The 18,885-nt window shown below is 66.8% G+C and carries 14 protein-coding genes; 8 read left to right on the top strand and 6 right to left on the bottom strand.

Features of this window, described 5'->3' with window-relative positions; all coding sequences use genetic code 11:
• Positions 1-19 precede the first annotated feature (19 nt).
• The 6 genes from selB to fdnG all read right to left on the bottom strand — a co-directional run bounded on the left by selB (position 20) and on the right by fdnG (position 9,209).
• Positions 20-1,951, bottom strand: coding sequence for a selenocysteine-specific translation elongation factor (selB, locus tag AC5P56_RS00105; protein ID WP_495231377.1), 1,932 nt, complete (start codon positions 1,949-1,951; stop codon positions 20-22).
• Complete coding sequence (selA, locus tag AC5P56_RS00100) at positions 1,948-3,372, bottom strand: L-seryl-tRNA(Sec) selenium transferase (RefSeq protein ID WP_495231376.1); 1,425 nt, start codon at positions 3,370-3,372, stop codon at positions 1,948-1,950. The genes selB and selA overlap by 4 nt, the downstream gene beginning before the upstream one ends.
• 4 nt (positions 3,373-3,376) lie before the next feature.
• The gene (fdhE, locus tag AC5P56_RS00095; RefSeq protein WP_049440477.1) at positions 3,377-4,360 is read right to left on the bottom strand and encodes a formate dehydrogenase accessory protein FdhE; all 984 of its coding nucleotides are present in this window, start codon (positions 4,358-4,360) and stop codon (positions 3,377-3,379) included.
• Positions 4,361-4,568: 208 nt separating this feature from the next.
• Positions 4,569-5,216 carry a formate dehydrogenase subunit gamma gene (locus AC5P56_RS00090; protein ID WP_014648274.1) on the bottom strand — a complete coding sequence of 216 codons (648 nt, stop codon included), beginning with the start codon at positions 5,214-5,216 and terminating at the stop codon, positions 4,569-4,571.
• Positions 5,213-6,130, bottom strand: coding sequence for a formate dehydrogenase subunit beta (gene fdxH, locus AC5P56_RS00085; protein ID WP_014648273.1), 918 nt, complete (start codon positions 6,128-6,130; stop codon positions 5,213-5,215). The genes AC5P56_RS00090 and fdxH overlap by 4 nt, the downstream gene beginning before the upstream one ends.
• Positions 6,131-6,140: 10 nt before the next feature.
• Entirely contained in the window at positions 6,141-9,209 is a 3,069-nt protein-coding gene (fdnG, locus tag AC5P56_RS00080) for a formate dehydrogenase-N subunit alpha (protein WP_495231375.1), read from the bottom strand.
• Positions 9,210-9,499: 290 nt separating this feature from the next.
• Between fdnG and gmk the strand changes: the two genes are divergently transcribed.
• The 8 genes from gmk to AC5P56_RS00040 all read left to right on the top strand — a co-directional run bounded on the left by gmk (position 9,500) and on the right by AC5P56_RS00040 (position 18,664).
• On the top strand, positions 9,500-10,165 hold the full coding sequence (gmk, locus tag AC5P56_RS00075) for a guanylate kinase (RefSeq protein WP_032956072.1): 666 nt from the start codon (positions 9,500-9,502) through the stop codon (positions 10,163-10,165).
• Positions 10,166-10,275: 110 nt separating this feature from the next.
• On the top strand, positions 10,276-10,575 hold the full coding sequence (rpoZ, locus tag AC5P56_RS00070) for a DNA-directed RNA polymerase subunit omega (RefSeq protein ID WP_005410877.1): 300 nt from the start codon (positions 10,276-10,278) through the stop codon (positions 10,573-10,575).
• Between the two features lie 106 nt (positions 10,576-10,681).
• Complete coding sequence (locus tag AC5P56_RS00065; RefSeq protein WP_005418955.1) at positions 10,682-12,844, top strand: RelA/SpoT family protein; 2,163 nt, start codon at positions 10,682-10,684, stop codon at positions 12,842-12,844.
• 149 nt (positions 12,845-12,993) lie between these two features.
• Complete coding sequence (locus tag AC5P56_RS00060) at positions 12,994-13,380, top strand: RidA family protein (protein ID WP_005418954.1); 387 nt, start codon at positions 12,994-12,996, stop codon at positions 13,378-13,380.
• A gap of 7 nt (positions 13,381-13,387) precedes the next feature.
• Positions 13,388-15,499, top strand: coding sequence for an ATP-dependent DNA helicase RecG (gene recG / locus AC5P56_RS00055; protein ID WP_241887076.1), 2,112 nt, complete (start codon positions 13,388-13,390; stop codon positions 15,497-15,499).
• 321 nt (positions 15,500-15,820) lie between these two features.
• A complete protein-coding gene (locus AC5P56_RS00050; protein WP_032956077.1) occupies positions 15,821-16,759 on the top strand; it encodes a nucleoside hydrolase in 939 nt (312 codons plus the stop codon).
• A gap of 88 nt (positions 16,760-16,847) precedes the next feature.
• On the top strand, positions 16,848-17,090 hold the full coding sequence (locus AC5P56_RS00045) for a type B 50S ribosomal protein L31 (RefSeq protein WP_010484049.1): 243 nt from the start codon (positions 16,848-16,850) through the stop codon (positions 17,088-17,090).
• Between the two features lie 296 nt (positions 17,091-17,386).
• The gene (locus tag AC5P56_RS00040) at positions 17,387-18,664 is read left to right on the top strand and encodes a citrate synthase (RefSeq protein ID WP_049440467.1); all 1,278 of its coding nucleotides are present in this window, start codon (positions 17,387-17,389) and stop codon (positions 18,662-18,664) included.
• Positions 18,665-18,885: the final 221 nt, after the last annotated feature.

The raw sequence follows: 18,885 nt of genomic DNA, 5'->3' as shown, positions 1-18,885 counted from the left end.
TACGGCGGTACCGGTGGGCTCAGTCGCGGGCTGCGTTCCACTGCAGGTCGCCGCGCGGCCGATGCTGGTCACCGACGCGTCGAGTGTAGCCAACGCGATTGAAGAACTCCAAGATCTGGATGCTGCGTTTGCGGCCCAGGCCGATGGCATCGCGGAAGGCCGCCGCATCCACCGCGCCGCTGGCCTGTGACTGCTGCGCGACGATCGCGGCGAGTTCCGCAATGCGTGCGGGTGCATAGAACAGGTCCGGCACCACCTGGAACAGTTCGCCACGTGCGGCGGCGCGGCGCAGGACGGCGCGGACATCGTCTTCGGTCAGTCCGAAGTCGGCGGCCAGAGTACGCACCCACGGCGGATCGAAGCCACCGGCGTGCAGTTGCGGCAGCACGCGTTCCAGCAGCAGGCGCTCGCGTTCCGGTGGCGCATGGTCATGGCCGGGCAGGCGCCACCAGGCGCCCACGCGTTGCACGCTGCCGTCGTCCAGCAGGTCCTGCAGCAGCGCATTCCAGAGCCCCGTCGCAAGCGCGGGCAGGGTGCTGCGCTGCAGGCGCCCGCTGTCGACACCAGGTTCGTCCGGGCGTCGCTCATGCCAGCTACGCAGCGATGTGATCACCTGCTCGTGCAGCACCTGCCAGTGCGAGGCAAGGATGACCACCGTGTCCTCGCGGGTGATGATGCGCTGTGCGTCTGGAGGAAGATCGATCCGGTCGGCCGCGCGCCGGCAGTAGCGTTGCAGCGCGGCCATGGCAATGCCGAAGGGCGCCTGCTGCAAAAGCGGGCCGATTCCCGCACCTGTGGCCAGCTGCTCCAGTGCGCCCAGCCAGGCGAGCCGTGCCGGGCTGCGCCGGCGCCGCTGTGGCGGGTCCGGGTCGAGCACGACGCCACCGCCCAGCGTGTGGGTCGCGGCGGAATCGCGGGCGATGAAGCGTTCACCACACATCGCACAGACCGGTGCATCGAACACCAGCTGCACCAACTGCCCATCACCTTGGTCACGGTCCTCCAGCAGCACCACATGGGCCTGCCGGTGCATCGTGCCCCAGTGGATGTGCAGGGGTGCCCAGTCGCGCAGTGGTGCTGCCCGTGCGGACAAGCGCAGGCGCACATCGACGCGGGTGGTGGCCAGCAGCGCGCGCGGGTCGGCAATCCAGTCGCCACGATGAATCTCGTCGCGGGCGATGGCGGCCAGGTTCAACGCGCAGCGCTGTCCGGTCATGGCGTGATCGCTGGGCTGGTTCTGCGCGTGGATGCTGCGTATGCGCACATCGGTGGCGGCGGGCATCAGTTGCAGGTGCTCGCCCACCGTGACGCCGCCGCCATGTACCGCGCCGGTCACCAATGTGCCGTGGCCGGCCAGCGAGAACACGCGGTCCACCGGCATGCGGAACAGCTCGCTGCGCAGCGCGGCCTGGCGCGCGTTGGCATCGCCGGCGGCCCATGCGTGCAGGTGGGCGCGCAAGGCGTTGATGCCTGCGTCATCGGGGGACGTGCTGTTGCAGGCGAACACGGGGGAACCCTGCAGCGGCGTTCCGGCCAGCAAAGCGGCAATCTCGATCTCGACCCGGGCGATGCGCGCGGCGTCCACGCGGTCGATCTTGGTCAGCGCCACCGCGCCGCGATCCACGCCCAGCAGCTGCAGGATCGCCAGATGCTCGCGGGTCTGCGGCATCACGCCGTCGTCGGCGGCGACGACCAGCAGGGCGACATCGATACCGGTGGCGCCGGCCACCATCGTGTGGACGAAGCGCTCATGACCCGGCACATCGACGAAACCCAGCATCGCGGCGGGGCCCGTGCCGTTCGCGTTTTCCACCGGGACATAGGCATAGCCCAGTTCAATGGAGATGCCGCGCGTGCGTTCTTCCTGCAGGCGATCGGTTTCGATGCCGGTCAGTGCCCGCACCAGGCGCGTCTTGCCATGGTCGATATGCCCGGCGGTGCCGACGATCATGGTTGCAGCATGCTCCATTGGGCGAGGAAGTCCGCTTCGTCGGCCGGTTCCAGGCAACGCAGGTCCAGCCACAATGCGTCCTCGCCGATGCGGCCCAGCACCGGTCGCGGCAGCTGGCGCAGGCGCTTGGCCAGGCGGTCCAGGCCGCCACGTTGCGCAGTGGTGATGCGCAGGCCGGCACTGCCGAGCTGCGCCTGTGGCTGCGCACCACTGCCGATCTGGCTGTGCATCCGTGCCTGTTCAAGCATGTAGCCGGTCGGCAGCGCCGAGCGCAGCGGCGGCAGCAGGCGCTGGGCCTGCGCATCCATGTCCTGCTGCGTGCGCGAGAGCGTACGCAGTGTCGGCAGCCGTTGCGCCAGCAGCTCCGGCTCGCGGTACAGCGCCAGTACCGCCTCCAGCGCGGCCAGGCCCATCTTGTCCATGCGCAGCGCACGCTTGAGCGGGTTGCGGTTGATCCGCGCGATCAGGTCGGCGCGGCCGGCGATGATGCCGGCCTGCGGCCCACCCAGCAGCTTGTCGCCACTGAACGAGACCAGGTCGGCACCGGCCGCCAGTGTTTCCTGCACGGTCGGCTCGTGTGGCAGGCCGAAGGCCGCCAGGTCGCACAGGCTGCCGCTGCCCAGGTCCACCACCAACGGCAGGCCATGGTCGTGCGCGATCGCTGCCATCGCCGCGGTGTCGACCTTGGCGGTGAAGCCGGTGATCGCGTAGTTGCTGGCGTGCACCTCCATCAGCAGTGCGGTGCGCGCGCCGATGGCATGGGCGAAGTCGGCCGGGTGGGTGCGGTTGGTGGTGCCCACTTCCAGCAGCCGCGCGCCGGCACTGCGCATCACATCGGGAATGCGGAAGGCACCGCCGATTTCCACCAGTTCGCCGCGCGACACCACCACCTCGCGGCGGTTGGCCAGGCTGTTGAGCAGCAGCAGGACCGCCGCCGCATTGTTGTTGACCACGGTGGCGGCTTCGGCACCGGTCAGCTCGCAGACCAGCGCCTGCACCCGTGCATCGCGGTCGCCGCGGCGGCCGCGGGTGATGTCGAATTCCAGGTCAACCGGTGCGGTCATCGCGCGGGTGACGGCCTGCACCGCGGACTCGGGCAGCAGGGCGCGACCCAGGTTGGTATGCAGCACGGTGCCGGTCAGGTTGAACATCGGCTGCAGGTTCAGCCGTGCATCGGCGATGAGTGCGGCGTCGAGCGCCGCGACCAGTGCCGGGCCTTCAATGGCCTGATGCAACTGCTCGGCCGAGAGCTGCGTGGCACTGATGCGCTCACGCAGCGCCTGCAGATGTACGCGCAGCAACTGGGTGATGCGGCTGCGGCCGTGGCCCTCGATCAGTGTTGCCAAGGCAGGCAGGCGCAGCAACCGGTCCAGCGAGGGCAGCGCGGAAGCCGATGCCGGGGTGGGGGGCGTGGCTGTCATCGCCTCACTCGCCGTCGGATTGCCACAGCAGCGGATTCTGGCTGGCGCGTGCATAGCCTTCCTCGCCCAGCAGCAGGTCCAGCGCCAGCGTGCCAAGGTCATCAGCCACCGGTTCCAGCGACGGATCTTTTTCCAGATACAGGATCTTGCGGTAGCTGTGGCAGTGGTCGCAGGTTTCTGCACGTACCGCGCTCTCGCGCACCGCCTGGCCGGTATCGCCGTCGGCATCAGCCAGGGCGCGATAGGCGATGTCCTTGCCAGCGGCGCCACACTGGCTGCACTGCACGCGCACGTAGTGCCACTGGCAGGCGCACAACGAGCACGACAGGTAGCGGTAGGAGGCATAGGGCGGGCGGGCCTGCACCATGCTGGTCACCGGCAGGGTGCCGCACAGCGGGCACAGCCCTGGCGCATCGGCCAGCGGTTTCAGGTCGCTGGGGCGGAAGCTGGCCGCCAGTACTGCCCAATACACCTGCAACGCATTCATCACCAGCAGCGCAGCGACCGCGTCGACCGGGGGCGCGTCAGCGCGTTCCAGCACGGCGTGGGCCTGCGCATCCAGCCAGGTGTCGTCGGCGGCGGCGACGCGCAGCAATTCCTGCCGTGTTTCCGCCGGTAGCCCCGCTTCGTCGGCGCAGTGCCGGCACAGCGTGCGCAGCCAGTCGCGCCAGCGCCCGTCCAGATGAAGTGTGTTGGCGGGCCGCAACGGCATGCCGGCACTGGCGGCCGCGCTGGACTGCTGCGCGGCCGCGTGGTCCTGCAGCGCCTCGCGTTGCTGGGGTGTCAATTCCTCCAGCAGCGCCTGCTGTGCATCGGCCAATGCCGCCAGCAGCTGCAGGTAACCGCCGATGGCGCTGTGCGCGGCCAGGCTGCGCAGGCGCGCCGCGCGTGTGGCGAACAGCGACCCGGTATCAGGCAGGATGATGCGCGGCACGTCGCGCGAGGCGAGCGTCTCGATCTCACCGGGTTCAAGGATGCGTTGCGCCATGCAGGGCCAGCCAGAAGAACCAGCCTCCATCCTCGCCGTTGTCAGCGCTGGCGTCCAGCGCACTGTAGGCCATTTGAAATGGTCGGGGTCAGATCCGTTTTCCATAGGAAAACGGATCTGACCCCATCGGTTGTTGCCGTAATCCCACGGATAGCCGCTGTTGCCGTTGCCTCGGCTTGAATCGGGTGCAGGGCCGCAGGCCCTGCCGTTACCCCTCTTCCCGACGTCCGCGCAGGATGTCCCGGAACCACTGCCGGTGGTGCTTGTACGCCCACCCATAGGTCACCTTGCCCTGGGTCATCGCCCGCACCGAGCCCTTGATCCAGAGCGCCGCATAGATGTGCACCACGATCGCGCACACCAGCACCCAACCGAACAACGCATGGGCCAGCACCGAGAAGCGGATCAGCCCGATCGGGAAGAGATGGCTGAAGTATTGCCGCCAGATCACGAAGCCGGTCAGCAGCAGTGCCGACAGGCAACCAATGATCGCCCAGAACAGGAGCTTCTGGCCGGCATTGAAGCGGCCCACCGGCGGCAGCCTCTCATCCTCGTTGCGCAGCACATCGCGCATGCCGCGCATCCATGCGCGATCGTCGGCCGTCGGCAGATTGTCGCGCCACATGCGGAACGCCAGAAACGCAAAGCCGACCACCATGGCCAGCCCGATGAATGGATGCAGGATGCGCGTCCACGGGCCGCCACCGAACAGCTGGGTCAGCGGAAACAGCGCGGGATGGAACAGTGCCAGCCCGGACAGCGCCGTCAGCACGAAGCAGATCGCCACGATCCAGTGGTTGATGCGGGTCGGCGCGCGGTAGCGGATGATCTGCCGCGGGTGCGGGGCGTACTTCATGGCCGCTGCTCCTCTTCGATCTTCTTCGCCTCGTGTTCGGCTTCCTCTTCTTCCTCGTCATTGACCGTGTTGCGGCCGATGCCGATGTAATGCAGGAAGCCGGCGAAGGCGGTGGCGGCGATCGCCAGCACGCCCAGCGGCTTGGCCACGCCCTTCCAGACTTCCACCATCGGGCTGATCCGCGGGTCCTTGGGCAGGTCGGCGTACAGCTCCGGCTTGTCCACATGCTGCAGCACGTACATCACGTGGGTGCCACCCACGCCCTGCGGGTCGTACAGGCCGGCGTTCCCGTAGCCGCGCGATTTCAGGTCTTCCACGCGGCCGGCCGCGTGCTCGGTCATCGCCTGCTTGCTGCCGAAGGTGATCGCCCCGGTCGGGCAGGTCTTCACGCAGGCCGGTTCCTGGCCCACCGCCACCCGGTCCGAGCACAGCGTGCACTTGTAGGCCTTGTGGTCCTTCTTGGAAATGCGCGGCACGTCGAACGGGCAACCGGTCACGCAGTAGCCGCAGCCGATGCAGTTCTCTTCCTGGAAGTCGACGATGCCGTTGGCGTACTGGATGATCGCGCCCGGCGACGGGCAGGCCTTCAGGCAGCCCGGGTCGCTGCAGTGCATGCAGCCCTCCTTGCGGATCAGCCACTCCAGCTTGCCCTTCTCGTCCTCGTACTCGCGGAACTTCATCACCGTCCACGACTGGTCGCTCAGGTCGGGCGGGTTGTCATAGCTGCCAACGCAGCTGCCGACCTCGTCGCGCAGGTCGTTCCATTCCATGCAGGCGACCTGGCAGGCCTTGCAGCCGATGCATTTGCTCACATCGATCAATTTGGCGACCTGGCCGGTATGCGCGCCCCGCGCTTCCGGCGAGGGCGTGGTGGTGGCCGAGCGGCGGATGATGTCCAGCGATTGCAGTGACATGGCGTGTCTCCTACACCTTCTCGACCTTGACCAGGATGCACTTCGATTCGGGCGTCTGCGAGTTGCCGTCACCGATGGCGTTGGTCAGCGTATTGGCGATGTATCCGGGCTTGGCCGCACCGAGGAAGCCCCAGTGGATCGGCACGCCCACCTGGTGCACGGTCCGGCCATCGATCTGCAGGGCCTTGATGCGCTTGGTCACCATCGCCACCGCTTCGATGTGGCCACGCTTGGAACTGACCCGCACGCGGCTGCCGTTGCTGATGCCCAGCTCGTCGGCCAAGGCCGCGCCGATCTCGACGAACTGCTCGGGCTGGATGATGGCGTTCAACTTGCCGTGCTTGGTCCAGAAGTGGAAGTGCTCGGTCAGGCGGTAGGTGGTGGCCACATGCGGGAACTCGTCCGGCGAACCGATCTGTGCGCGATCGCTGGCGAATACGCGGGCGGCCGGGTTGTTCAGCGTCAGTGCCTGGCCGGGGCTGAGCGGATTGCTGCGCAGTGGCGTGTCGAATGGCTCGTAGTGCTCCGGGAACGGCCCTTCGGCCATGCCGGCCTTGGCGAAGAAGCGGGCGATGCCTTCCGGGTTCATGATGAACGGGCCCATCCCGCCGGCGGGATCTTCGTCGGCCTTGAAGTCCGGTACGTCCACGCTGCCCCAGTTCTTGCCGTTCCAGGCCAGCAGCGTGCGGCGCGGGTCGAACGGCTGGCCGGCCACGTCGCACGACGCGCGGTTGTACATCACGCGGCGATTGGCCGGCCACGCCCAGGCCCAGCCCAGCGTGTTGCCGATGCCGGTGGGGTCGCTGTTGTCACGCCGCGCCATCATGTTGCCGGTGGGGCCCCAGGCACCGATGTAGATCCAGCAGCCGGAGGAGGTGCTGCCATCGTCGCGCAGGTCGCCGAATGCGGCCAGCTGCTCGCCGGCCTTGCGCACCAGCCTGGTCGGATCCTTCGGATCGAACACGTCGGCCAGCGCCTTGCCGTTGTATTCCATCGCCAGCTCTTCCGGCGTCGGCAGCTCCGGGTTGGAATACTTCCAGGCCAGGTCGCGCACCGGCTCCCACCACGCACCGCCGTCCTTCTCGTACATCGCCTTGATGCGATGGAACAGCTCGGACATGATCTCGATGTCGCTGCGCGCTTCACCCGGCGGATTGGCGCCCTTCCAGTGCCACTGCAGCCAGCGCGAGGAGTTCACCACCGCGCCGTTCTCCTCGGCGAAGGACGTGGTGGGCAGGCGGAATACTTCGGTCTGGATCGTGCTCGGGTCGACGTCGTTCAACGCGCCGTGGTTCTGCCAGAAGGCGATGGTCTCGGTTTCCAGCGGGTCCATGCTGACCATGAACTTCAGCTTGGAGAACGCGCTGATCAGCTTGCCCTTGTTAGGCGCCGAGGCCAGCGGGTTGAAACCCTGGCAGATGTAGCCGTGGATCTTGCCCTCGTTCATCAGCTCGTACGCCTGCAGCATGTCGTACGGCTTGTCGAGCTTGGGCAGGTAATCGAAGCACCAGTTGTTGTCGGCGGTGGCGGCATCGCCCCACCACGATTTCATCAGGCTGACGTGGAACTTCGGATAGTTCTGCCAGAACGACATCTGGTTGGCGCGCAGCGGCTTCTGCGTGCGCTTGGCGATGTAGGCGTCGTAGTCCTGCTCGTCCTGCCTCGGCAGCGTCAGGTAGCCGGGCAGCAGGTCGGACATCAGGCCGATGTCGGTCAGACCCTGGATGTTGGAATGCCCGCGCAGCGCGTTCATGCCGCCACCGGCCACGCCGATGTTGCCCAGCAGCAGCTGCACCATGGTGCCGGCACGCACGTTCTGTGCGCCGATCGAGTGCTGCGTCCATCCCAGCGCGTACAGGATGGTCATCGCCTTGTCCTTGCCGGCGGTGGACGCGATCATGTCCCAGATCTGGCGGATGCTGTCGGCCGGCGTGCCGCAGATGCGCTCGACCATCTCCACGGTGTAGCGCGCGTAGTGTTGTTTCAGCAGGTTGTAGACGCAGCGCGGGTCCTTCAGCGTCGGGTCGCTGCGTACGTAGCCGTCGTCACCGTAGGCGTAGTCCCAGCTGGAACGGTCGTAGCTGCGCTTCTCTTCGTTGTAACCCGAATACAGGCCGCCCTTGAAGGCGAATTCGTCCTTCACCAGGAACGGCATGTCGGTGTAGTTCAGCACGTACTCGTGCTGGATGCGGTCCTCGGTCAGCAGGTAGTTGATCAGGCCGCCCAGGAACACGATATCGGTACCGGTGCGGATCGGCGCGTACACGTCGGCCACCGCGGCCGAGCGGTTGAAGCGCGGATCGACCACGATCAGCCGGGCCTTGTTGTGTGCCTTGGCCTCGGTCACCCATTTGAATCCGCACGGGTGTGCCTCGGCGGCATTGCCACCCATGATCAGGATCAGGTCGGCATTCTTGATGTCGACCCAGTGGTTCGTCATCGCACCACGGCCTAGCGTCGGGGCAAGACCTGCCACCGTCGGGCCGTGTCAGACACGTGCCTGGTTGTCGAATGCCAGCATGCCAAGGGAGCGGACGACCTTGTGGGTCAGCACCGCGGTTTCATTGCTGGTGGCCGAGGCCGCCAGCATGCCGGTGGTCAGCCAGCGGTTGACCGTCTGCCCGGCTTCGTTCTTCTGCACGAAGTTGGCATCGCGGTCTTCCTTCATCAGCCGCGCGATGCGGTCCAGCGCATCGTCCCAGCTCAGCCGCTTCCACTCGTTGGAGCCCGGTGCCCGGTACTCGGGGTAGAGCAGGCGCGACTTGCTGTGGATGATGTCGGCCAGGCCGGCGCCCTTCGGGCACAGCGTGCCGCGGTTGACCGGATGGTCCGGGTCACCCTCGATATGGAAGATGCTCGGCTCGGCGTTCTTGGCGCCGTCGCCGAGGCTGTACATCAGGATGCCGCAGGCCACCGAACAGTAGGTACAGGTGTTGCGGGTCTCGGTCGCGCGGGTCAGCTTGTACTGCCTGACCTCCGCGAGCGCGACGCCGGGCGCGAAGCCCATCAATGCCAGGCTGGAGCCGACCAGGGTTGTCCCGGTCACTTTCAGGAACTGGCGGCGGCTCATCGATGGCATGCCGTTCTCCTGGGATGGCGGGGAGGCACGGGCCTCCGGGCTGTCGTTGGGTACGGCCCGGTTATAGCACAGGCCCCCGCACGCCCATGTGGCACAAGGCCCGGCGCCGGCGGGGCGGGCGCGCAACGGGGCCGCTCTGGTAAAGTTGCGTGCCCGCCCCCCGGGGAAGCGTCTGCCGGGCCTGGTTCCAGGATGTTCCGCGCAGCCCCCGCCGTCCTGGCGCGATCCTCCGCGCCGGATCTGGAACACCGAGGAAAAATTTTGCGAAATCAACCAGTTGGGTTCCGCGCATGAGCGCCCCGTCGAAGCCGTCGGACGCCGTTGCGCGCGGCACGCTGTACATCGTTGCCGCCCCCTCCGGCGCCGGCAAGAGCAGCATCGTCAATGCCACCCTGGCGCGTGACCCGCAGATCGCGCTGTCGATCTCCTTCACCTCGCGCGCGATGCGCCCGGGGGAAGTGAACGGCCAGCACTACCATTTCGTCTCTGCGGAAAGGTTCGAAGAAATGATCGCCGCCGGCGACTTCTTCGAGCATGCGTGGGTGCACGGCGACTGGAAGGGCACGGCCCGGCAGTCGGTGGAGCCGCAGCTGGCCGCCGGCCAGGACGTGCTGCTGGAAATCGACTGGCAGGGCGCGCAGCAGGTGCGCCAGCTGGTGCCGGGCACGGTCACCGTGTTCATCCTGCCGCCGTCCAAGCAGGCCCTGCAGGATCGCATGCGCAAGCGCGGCCAGGACAGCGAGGCGGTCATCGCCCAGCGCCTGGGCGCGGCGCGCGATGAAATGCTGCACTTCAACGAGTTCGACTACGTCATCGTCAACGAGGTGTTCGACACCGCCGTGGACGAGTTGTGCGCCATCTTCACCGCCAGCCGCCTGCGCCGGGAGGCCCAGAAGGTCCGCCACGCCGGCCTGATCCAGGCCCTGCTGACTCCCGATCCGGGCGCAACTGACTGATTCCAAAAGAATCGGGTAGGGGTTGGCTTGATTTTGTCCAGCTCCTGCCAGTACACTCCGTCCCCTTTCCCTCATTCGACTGAGCGGCCGACCGGTCGCCGGGAGCCCGTATGGCCCGCATCACCGTAGAAGATTGCCTGGAAGTCGTTAACAACCGTTTCGAACTGGTCATGATGGCATCCAAGCGTGCCCGCCAGCTCGCCAACGGCGTGCAGGCCACGCTGGACAACAGCGAGACCGAGGACAAGCCGACCGTGCTGGCGCTGCGCGAAATCGCCGCCCGCAAGATCGACAACGCGCTGATCGACGAAGTCGAGAAGGCCGAGCGTGAGCGCGCCGAGCGCGAAGCGCTGGAGTGGGCTGCCGCCGAAGTGGTCGCTGACGAAGACATGTCCAAGAACGACGATTGATCGCATCGATCAACGTAATCGTTGGATACACCGAACAGCCCGCCCCGTGCGGGCTGTTTCGCATTCAGGATTTGCCGTAAACGTCGCGCTGGAATAGGCTGCGGGCATGAACCCAGGCCCCACTGCCAAGGTCGCCGCAGCCCCCACTGCCGCCGTACCCGACTACGTCCTCCAGCTTGAACGCGCCGCCCATTACCTGCCGCCGGAACAGCTGCCGCTGTTGCGCCGTGCCTGGGAAGTCGGAGCCTCCGCGCACGCTGGGCAGACGCGCAAGTCGGGTGAGCCCTATATCACCCACCCGGTGGCGGTGGCCCAGGTGCTGGCCGAGCTCGGCCTGGACGTGGAAGCGCTGATCGCCGCGATCCTGCACGACACCATCGAAGACACGCCGCTGACCCGCGAGGCGCTGGCCGCCGAGTTCGGCGAAGCCGTGGCCGAACTGGTCGACGGCGTCACCAAGCTGGACAAGCTGAAGTTCCGCGACCGCCAGGAGGCGGCCGCCGAGAGCTTCCGCAAGATGCTGCTGGCGATGTCGCGCGACCTGCGCGTGATCATGATCAAGCTGGCCGACCGCCTGCACAACATGCGCACGCTGGGTGCGCAGAGCCGCGAAGCGCGCGGCCGCATCGCCCGCGAGACGCTGGAGATCTACGCGCCGATCGCCCAGCGCCTGGGCATGAGCCTGGTCAAGAGCGAGCTGCAGAACCTCGGTTTCAAGGCGCTGTACCCGTGGCGCCACGCCATCATCGAGAAGCACATCCGCAGCCAGCCGGTGGTGCGCCGCGAAGCGATGGCGCAGGTGGAAGTGCAGCTGTCGCAGCGCCTGGCCAAGGAGGGGATCGAGCATCGGCTGATCAGCCGCATCAAGACCCCGTGGAGCATCTACAACAAGATGCGCGACGAGAACAAATCCTTCGACCAGGTGATGGATGTGTTCGGCTTCCGCCTGGTCGTGCGCAGCGTGCCCAGCTGCTACCACGCGCTGGGTTCGGTGCATGCCACCTTCAAGCCGCTGGATGGCCGTTTCCGCGACTTCATCGCCATTCCCAAGGCCAACGGTTACCAGTCGCTGCACACGGTGCTGTTCGGGCCGTATGGCTCGCCGATCGAAGTGCAGATCCGTACCGAGGAAATGGACCTGATCGCCGAACGCGGCGTGGCCGCGCACTGGACCTACAAGTTCGGCGGCGATTCGCCCAACAGCGCACAGAGCCGTGCCCACGCGTGGATCGTCGAGCTGATCGACTCGCAGCGTGCCGCCGGTTCCTCGCTGGAGTTCCTGGACAACGTCAAGGTCGACCTGTTCCCGGACGAGGTCTACCTGTTCACCCCGAAGGGCAAGATCCTGGCCCTGCCGCGCAATTCCACCGCGCTCGATTTCGCCTACGCCGTGCATACCGACGTCGGCAACATGGCGGTGGCCTCGCGCGTGGACAAGAAACTGGTGCCACTGCGCACCAAGCTGGTGTCGGGCCAGTCGGTGGAGATCATCACCGCACGCTCGGCCACGCCGAAACCGCAGTGGCTGGAATTCGTGGTTACCAGCAAGGCGCGCACCGCCATCCGCCACCAGCTCAAGCAGCTGGAGCACGAGGATGCCGTGCAGCTGGGCCACCGCATGCTCGACCGTGCGCTGGAAGCGATGGATTCGTCGCTGGAGCGGCTGCCGAAGGGGCGCCTGGATGCGTTCCTGGCCGAACACCGCTTCCCGCGCCTGGAAGCCCTGCTGGCCGAGGTCGCACTGGGCAACTGGATGCCGACCCAGGCCGCGCAGGCGCTGATGGCCTACGCCGAACTGCGTGGTGGCCCGCATTCGCGCCACCACTCGCAGGAAAAGATCCTGATCAACGGCAGCGAGCGTGGCGTGGTCACCTTCGCCGGCTGCTGCCAGCCGATTCCCGGCGACGAGATCATGGGCTACCACACCGCCGGCAAGGGCATCGTGGTGCACCGCATGGACTGCCCGAACCTGGCCGAGCTGCGCAAGTCGCCCGAGCGCTGGGTGCCGATCGGCTGGGACACCACCGTCTCCGGCGACTACGACACCTCGCTGGTGGTGGAAGTGGAGAACGGCACCGGCGTGCTGGCACAGCTGGCCGCTGCCATCGCGCAGAGCCACTCCAACATCGAGCGCGTGGACTACCTGGATCGCGATTTCAACGCCGCCGTGCTGGCGTTCAACATCCAGGTGCGCGACCGCAACCACCTGGCCGAAGTGATGCGCCGCCTGCGCCGCCTGTCGGTCGTGCAGTCGGTACGCCGCCAGTAGGTCCACGCCATGCGTGGATGACGTTCCGCGCACACGACATACGGGGTCGGATCCGTTTCCCGCCGGGAAACGGATCCGACCCCCAGCCGATGCCGCGCCCACCCGGTACAATCACCGCTCTGTTTTCCCCCAAAGCACCGGAGCGACCCATGTCCCGCCAGATCATCAACACCGAAAAGGCCCCCGCCGCCATCGGCCCGTACTCGCAGGCCGTGCGCGCCGGCAACACCGTGTACTTCTCCGGCCAGATCCCGCTTGACCCGGCCACCGGCGACATCGTCGGCGCTGGCGACGTCGAAGCGCAGGCCCGTCGCGCCTTCGACAACCTCAAGGCCGTGGCCGAAGCCGCCGGCGGCTCGCTGGACAAGGTCGTGCGTCTGGGCCTGTACCTGACCGACCTGGGCGAGTTCGCCAAGGTCAACGCGGTCATGCAGGACTACTTCCAGGCCCCGTACCCGGCCCGTTCCACCATCGAAGTGTCCGGCCTGCCGAAGGGCGCCAGCTTCGAGGTCGATGCGGTGATGGTCATCGACTGACCACCACGTGGCACGCAAGGCGGCGGTCACCCCGGTCCTGTCACCGTCCGGCGAAGCATCCCTGGCGATGCTCGCCGGCGTCGGTCCGGCCGTGGCCGCCAAACTGCAGGCGCGTGGCCTGGCTACCCTGCAGGATCTCTGGCTTCACCTGCCCCTGCGCTATGAAGACCGGACCCGGCTGACCCGCATCGAAGACCTGCGCAACGGCGTGCCGGCGCAGGTGGAAGGGCGGGTGGTCGCGGTCGAGCGCGGCATGCGCTACCGACCGATGCTGAAGGTCGCGGTGGAGGACGAAGGGCAGGGCACCCTGGTGCTGCGCTTCTTCCATTTCCGCCAGCAGCAGGTCGGCCAGTTCGCGGTCGGCAACCGGCTGCGCTGCTTCGGCACGCCCAAGCCCGGCCACCTCGGCCTGGAAATCGTCCATCCCAGCTACCAGGTGCTGGGCCGCAACGATGATCCCGAACTCGGCGACCGCCTCGACCCGGTGTATCCCACCGTCGAAGGCGTGGGCCCGATGACGATGCGCAAGCTGATCGGCCAGGCCCTGGATCGCCTGCCCGAGGAAAGCACGCTGGAACTGCTGCCCAGCGGTTGGCTCGATGGCCTGGGCCTGCCGTCGCTGCGCAGCGCGCTGCTGACCGTGCACCGGCCACCGCCGGATGCCGACCTCGCCGCGCTGGCCGCCGGCACCCACCCGGCGCAGCGCCGCCTGGCGATGGAAGAACTGCTGGCCCACCACCTCAGCCTGCGTCGCCAGCGCATTGCCTTGCAGGCACACCATGCGCCGCCGCTGGCTGGTCCTGGCAAGCTGGCCAAGGCGCTGCTGAAGCAGCTGCCGTTCGCGCTCACCGGCGCGCAGGCGCGCGTGTTCAAGCAGATCCGTGAAGACCTCGCGCGCCCCAGCCCGATGCTGCGGCTGGTGCAGGGCGACGTCGGTTCCGGCAAGACCGTGGTGGCCGCACTGGCGGCGATGCTGGCGGTGGAGCAGGGCAAGCAGGTCGCATTGGCAGCGCCCACCGAACTGCTGGCCGAACAGCATCTCAACAACCTGCGCGGCTGGCTGGAGCCGCTCGGTGTGCGTATCGCCTGGCTGGCCGGCAAGGTCACCGGCAAGGCGCGCGCCAAGGTGATGGCGCAGGTCGCCAGTGGCGAAGCGCAGGTGGTGGTCGGTACCCACGCGCTGATGCAGGAGGCGGTGGTGTTCCAGGATCTGGCTCTGGCCATCGTCGACGAACAGCACCGCTTCGGCGTGCACCAGCGCTTGGCGCTGCGCGACAAGGGCGCGGGTGGCAACAGCGTGCCGCACCAGCTGGTGATGACCGCCACGCCGATTCCGCGCACGCTGGCGATGTCCGAGTACGCGGACCTGGATGTGTCGGCCATCGATGAACTGCCACCGGGACGCACGCCGGTGCAGACCGTCGCCCTCAACAATGACCGCCGCCCGGAGCTGATCGAGCGCATCGCGCTGGCCTGCCAGGAAGGGCGGCAGGTGTACTGGGTGTGCACGCTCATCGAGGAAAGCGAAGAACTGGATGCCACCCCGGCGCAGGCCACCTACGAATCGCTGCAGGCACTGCTGCCCGGCGTTCGCGTGGGGCTGGTGCACGGACGCCTGAAAGCCGCCGAAAAGCTGGCGACGATGGTGGCGTTCAAGACCGGCGAGATCGACCTGCTGGTCGCGACCACGGTCATCGAAGTGGGCGTGGACGTACCCAATGCTTCGTTGATGGTGATCGAGAACGCCGAACGCCTCGGCCTGGCCCAGCTGCACCAGCTGCGCGGCCGCGTGGGGCGTGGTTCGGCGGTATCGCGCTGCGTGCTGCTGTACCAGGCTCCGCTTTCGCAGATGGCGCGCGAGCGCCTGCAGACCATGCGCGAAACCAACGATGGTTTCGTCATCGCCGAGAAGGATCTGGAACTGCGCGGCCCCGGCGAACTGCTGGGCACCCGCCAGACCGGCCTGGCCGGTTTCCGGATTGCAGACCTGGCCCGCGATGCCGGCCTGCTGCCCGGCGTGCATGACCTGGCCGAGCGGCTGCTGGCCCAGCAGCCCGCGTTGGCCGATCGCGTGGTGCAGCGCTGGATCGGCACCGCCGTGCGCTACGCCTCGGCGTAAGTGGCGGGGTCAGGCCCCTTTGCACAGCAAAGGGCTCTGACCCCATCCCCGGGACGCTCATCCACGCGCGGCGTGGATCCACTGTAGAGCCGAGCCCACGCTCGGCTGCTGTGCGCGTTGCGCGCGGGAGTCGAGCATGGCTCGACTCTACAGAGAGCTCTCCCTGCCATCCGCGGGAAACCCGTTTTCGGCGTTGCTGTTGAAGTTGTCGGCCAGCGGCCGGCACTACCGCGGGTGCAGGTCGCAGCCCTGCCGCCCCCCCATACTTGCAACGGTCATCATCCCGGTCCACACTTCGTTGCCGATCTGAAGACGGCAACGATGACCCACAAGATCCCCCTGTTGATCGACACCGACCCCGGTGTGGACGACGCCCTGGCCCTGCTGATGGCCTTTGCCGATGAACGGCATGACGTGGTCGCCCTGACCATCGCCGCCGGCAATGTCGGCCTGCAGTACACCGTCCGCAACGCCCTCAAGCTCTGCGACATCGTCGGCCGCACCGACGTGCCGGTGTTTGCCGGCAGCCCGGATCCGCTGCTGCATCCTTCCGTAGACGCTGCCCACGTGCATGGCCGTGATGGCTATGGCGACGTGGACCTGCCGCCGCCGAGCCGCCAGGCCGAAGCCGAGCACGCTGCGCTGGCCATCCTGCGCCTGTCGCACGCGCATGCCGGCGAACTGATGCTGGTGATGCTTGGCCCGCTGACCAACCTCGCGCTGGCACTGAAGCTGGACCCGACCCTGCCCCAGCGCATCAAGCGCATCGTGGTGATGGGCGGCGCGGTCACCTGCCACGGCAACATCACCCCGGCGGCCGAATTCAACATCGCCTTCGATCCGGAAGCGGCGCATGTGGTGTTCACCTCGTTCAAGCACCTGCTGGTGTCGGACTGGGAGGCCACCGTCGCCCACGGCCTGCCGCTGGAAGAAGCCGAGAAGTGGCTGCAGGCCGACTCCGATCGTGCCCGCTTCTACGAGCTGATCTCGCGCAAGACCCGTGGCCTGTCCGAAGACAGCAAGGGTGGCCGCTGGTACACCGCCGACGCGGTTGCCATGGCCTGGGCACTGAACCCGGAAGGGCAGCTGCGGGTCGAGTCGCGTCCGCTGAACGTGGAGCTGAATGGCACGTTCAGCCGCGGCGCCACCATCGTCGACTGGAACCGCCAGACCGGCCAGCCGGACAACTGCGATCTGCTGATGGCCTACGACCAGCAGCGTTTCGAGACCCTGGTACGCCAGGCCCTGGGCGCGGACTGAAGCCGATTGACCGGCACCGGTTGCCCCGGGCGGCAACCGGTGCTTATAATGCCGCTCTTGACCACCAGCCCATTTACGGTGTGAGCCCATGAAGGCCGATATCCATCCGAACTACCGCGACGTCGTCTTCCATGACGTCACCTCCGATTTCAAGATCCTGACCCGCTCGACCATGGCGACGAAGGAAACCATCAAGTGGGAAGACGGCAACGACTACCCGCTGGTGAAGGTTGAAATTTCCTCGGCTTCGCACCCGTTCTACACGGGCAAGCACAAGGTCATCGACACCTCGGGCCGTATCGACAAGTTCCAGAAGCGCTACGCGCGCTGATCTGTCGATCCAGCTTCGAACCGACGGCCGCGCTCTGCGCGGCCGTTTGTTTTTCCCCAACGCCTACCCAACGGGCGTTTGGATGGACAGAACACTGCGTTCGTGTGACAACGCTTTTGCCGATCCGGGCCGCTTGCTGGCCGGGTTCTGGCCGCCTGCCGTCTACGACTTCTGTCTAGCGCCGGGCAAATGCTGCTGTGCGATAATGGCATGATCCCCGGCACAGGCCGAGGACGTCATTCACGTGCCTGACCAATGCGCTTGGGCAGGCGCCTTCCCATGAAGGAGCGCACACAGTGTCCGATCTTGATCAGGTCACGCTCAACGCCGGCGATAAGTCCGTCGTTCTGCCCGTCATCAAACCCACCCTTGGCAACGACTGCGTCGACATCGCGAAGCTGACCAAGGAAACGGGGTTCTTCACCTACGATTCCGGCTTCACCGCGACGGCCAGCTGCAAGTCCGCCATCACTTACATCGACGGCGACAAGGGCGTGCTGCTGTATCGCGGCTACCCGATCGAGCAGCTGTCGGAAAAGTCGAGCTACGTCGAAGTGGCCTACCTGCTGATCAACGGCGAGCGCCCGAGCGCCGAGCAGCTGAAGGCCTTCACCGATGAGCTGACTGCCGAAGCCAATGTCGACGACTCGATCAACACCCTGATCGGCAGCTTCGCCAAGGACGCCCACCCGATGGCCATCCTGGCTGCTGCGATCGCGCAGCTGTCGGCCATCTACCACGACGCGCTGGACCTGTCCGACGCCGAGCAGCGCCGCCAGGCCGCCGTGCGCCTGATCGCCAAGGTGCCGACCCTGTCGGCGCTGATCTACCGCCATGGCAAGGGCCTGCCCGCCAACAAGCCGGACACCTCGCTGGACTACGTCAGCCGCTTCCTGAAGCAGACCTTCGAGTCGGCTGACGGCCAGTACGATCTGAACCCGGATGTGGTCAAGGCGCTGGACCTGCTGTTCATCCTGCACGCCGACCACGAGCAGAACGCCTCGACCTCGACCGTGCGCCTGGTCGGTTCGACCGGTGCCAACCCGTACGCGTCGGTTGCCGCGGGTGTCACCGCGCTGTGGGGTCCGGCCCACGGTGGTGCCAACGAAGCCGTGCTGAAGATGCTGGAAGAGATCGGCACCGCCGACAACGTCGAGTCTGCCGTGGTCAAGGCCAAGGACAAGACCTCCGGCTTCCGCCTGATGGGCTTCGGCCACCGCGTCTACAAGAACTTCGACCCGCGCGCCAAGGTCATCGGCGAGATGACCAGCAAGGTGCTCAAGCAGCTGGGCGTGCAGGATCCGCTGCTGGACGTGGCCGTGAAGCTGGAACAGGCCGCGCTGCAGGACGAGTACTTCGTCGCGCGCAAGCTGTACCCGAACGTCGATTTCTACAGCGGCATCATCTACAAGGCGCTGCAGATCCCGACCGAAATGTTCACCGTCATGTTCGCCCTGGGCCGTACCTCCGGCTGGGTCTCGCATTGGCTGGAACAGCAGGTCGATCCGGAAATGAAGATCGGCCGTCCGCGCCAGGTCTACACCGGCAGCGATGTGCGCGACTACCAGGGCTGATCGCCCCGCGTAGGTTGTGCCGAGAACGCCCCGCATGCGCGGGGCGTGTTTTTTTTCTGCCGCCCTGGTGGGTGCCAACCAAGGTTGGCACGCTTTCGACACTCGCGAAAAACCATCCACGCATGGCGTGGATCCACTTGTTCCCGCCCTTGGTTGGCACGCTCCCCATCCACGCGTGGCATGGAGTTACCGCGTTCCCGCCTTTGGTAGGTGCCAACCTT

This window comes from Stenotrophomonas sp. YJH_SMC_131 (assembly GCF_059367975.1).
The sequence above is the reverse complement of the archived record's forward strand: the minus strand, read 5'-3'. Positions and strand labels throughout refer to the sequence as shown.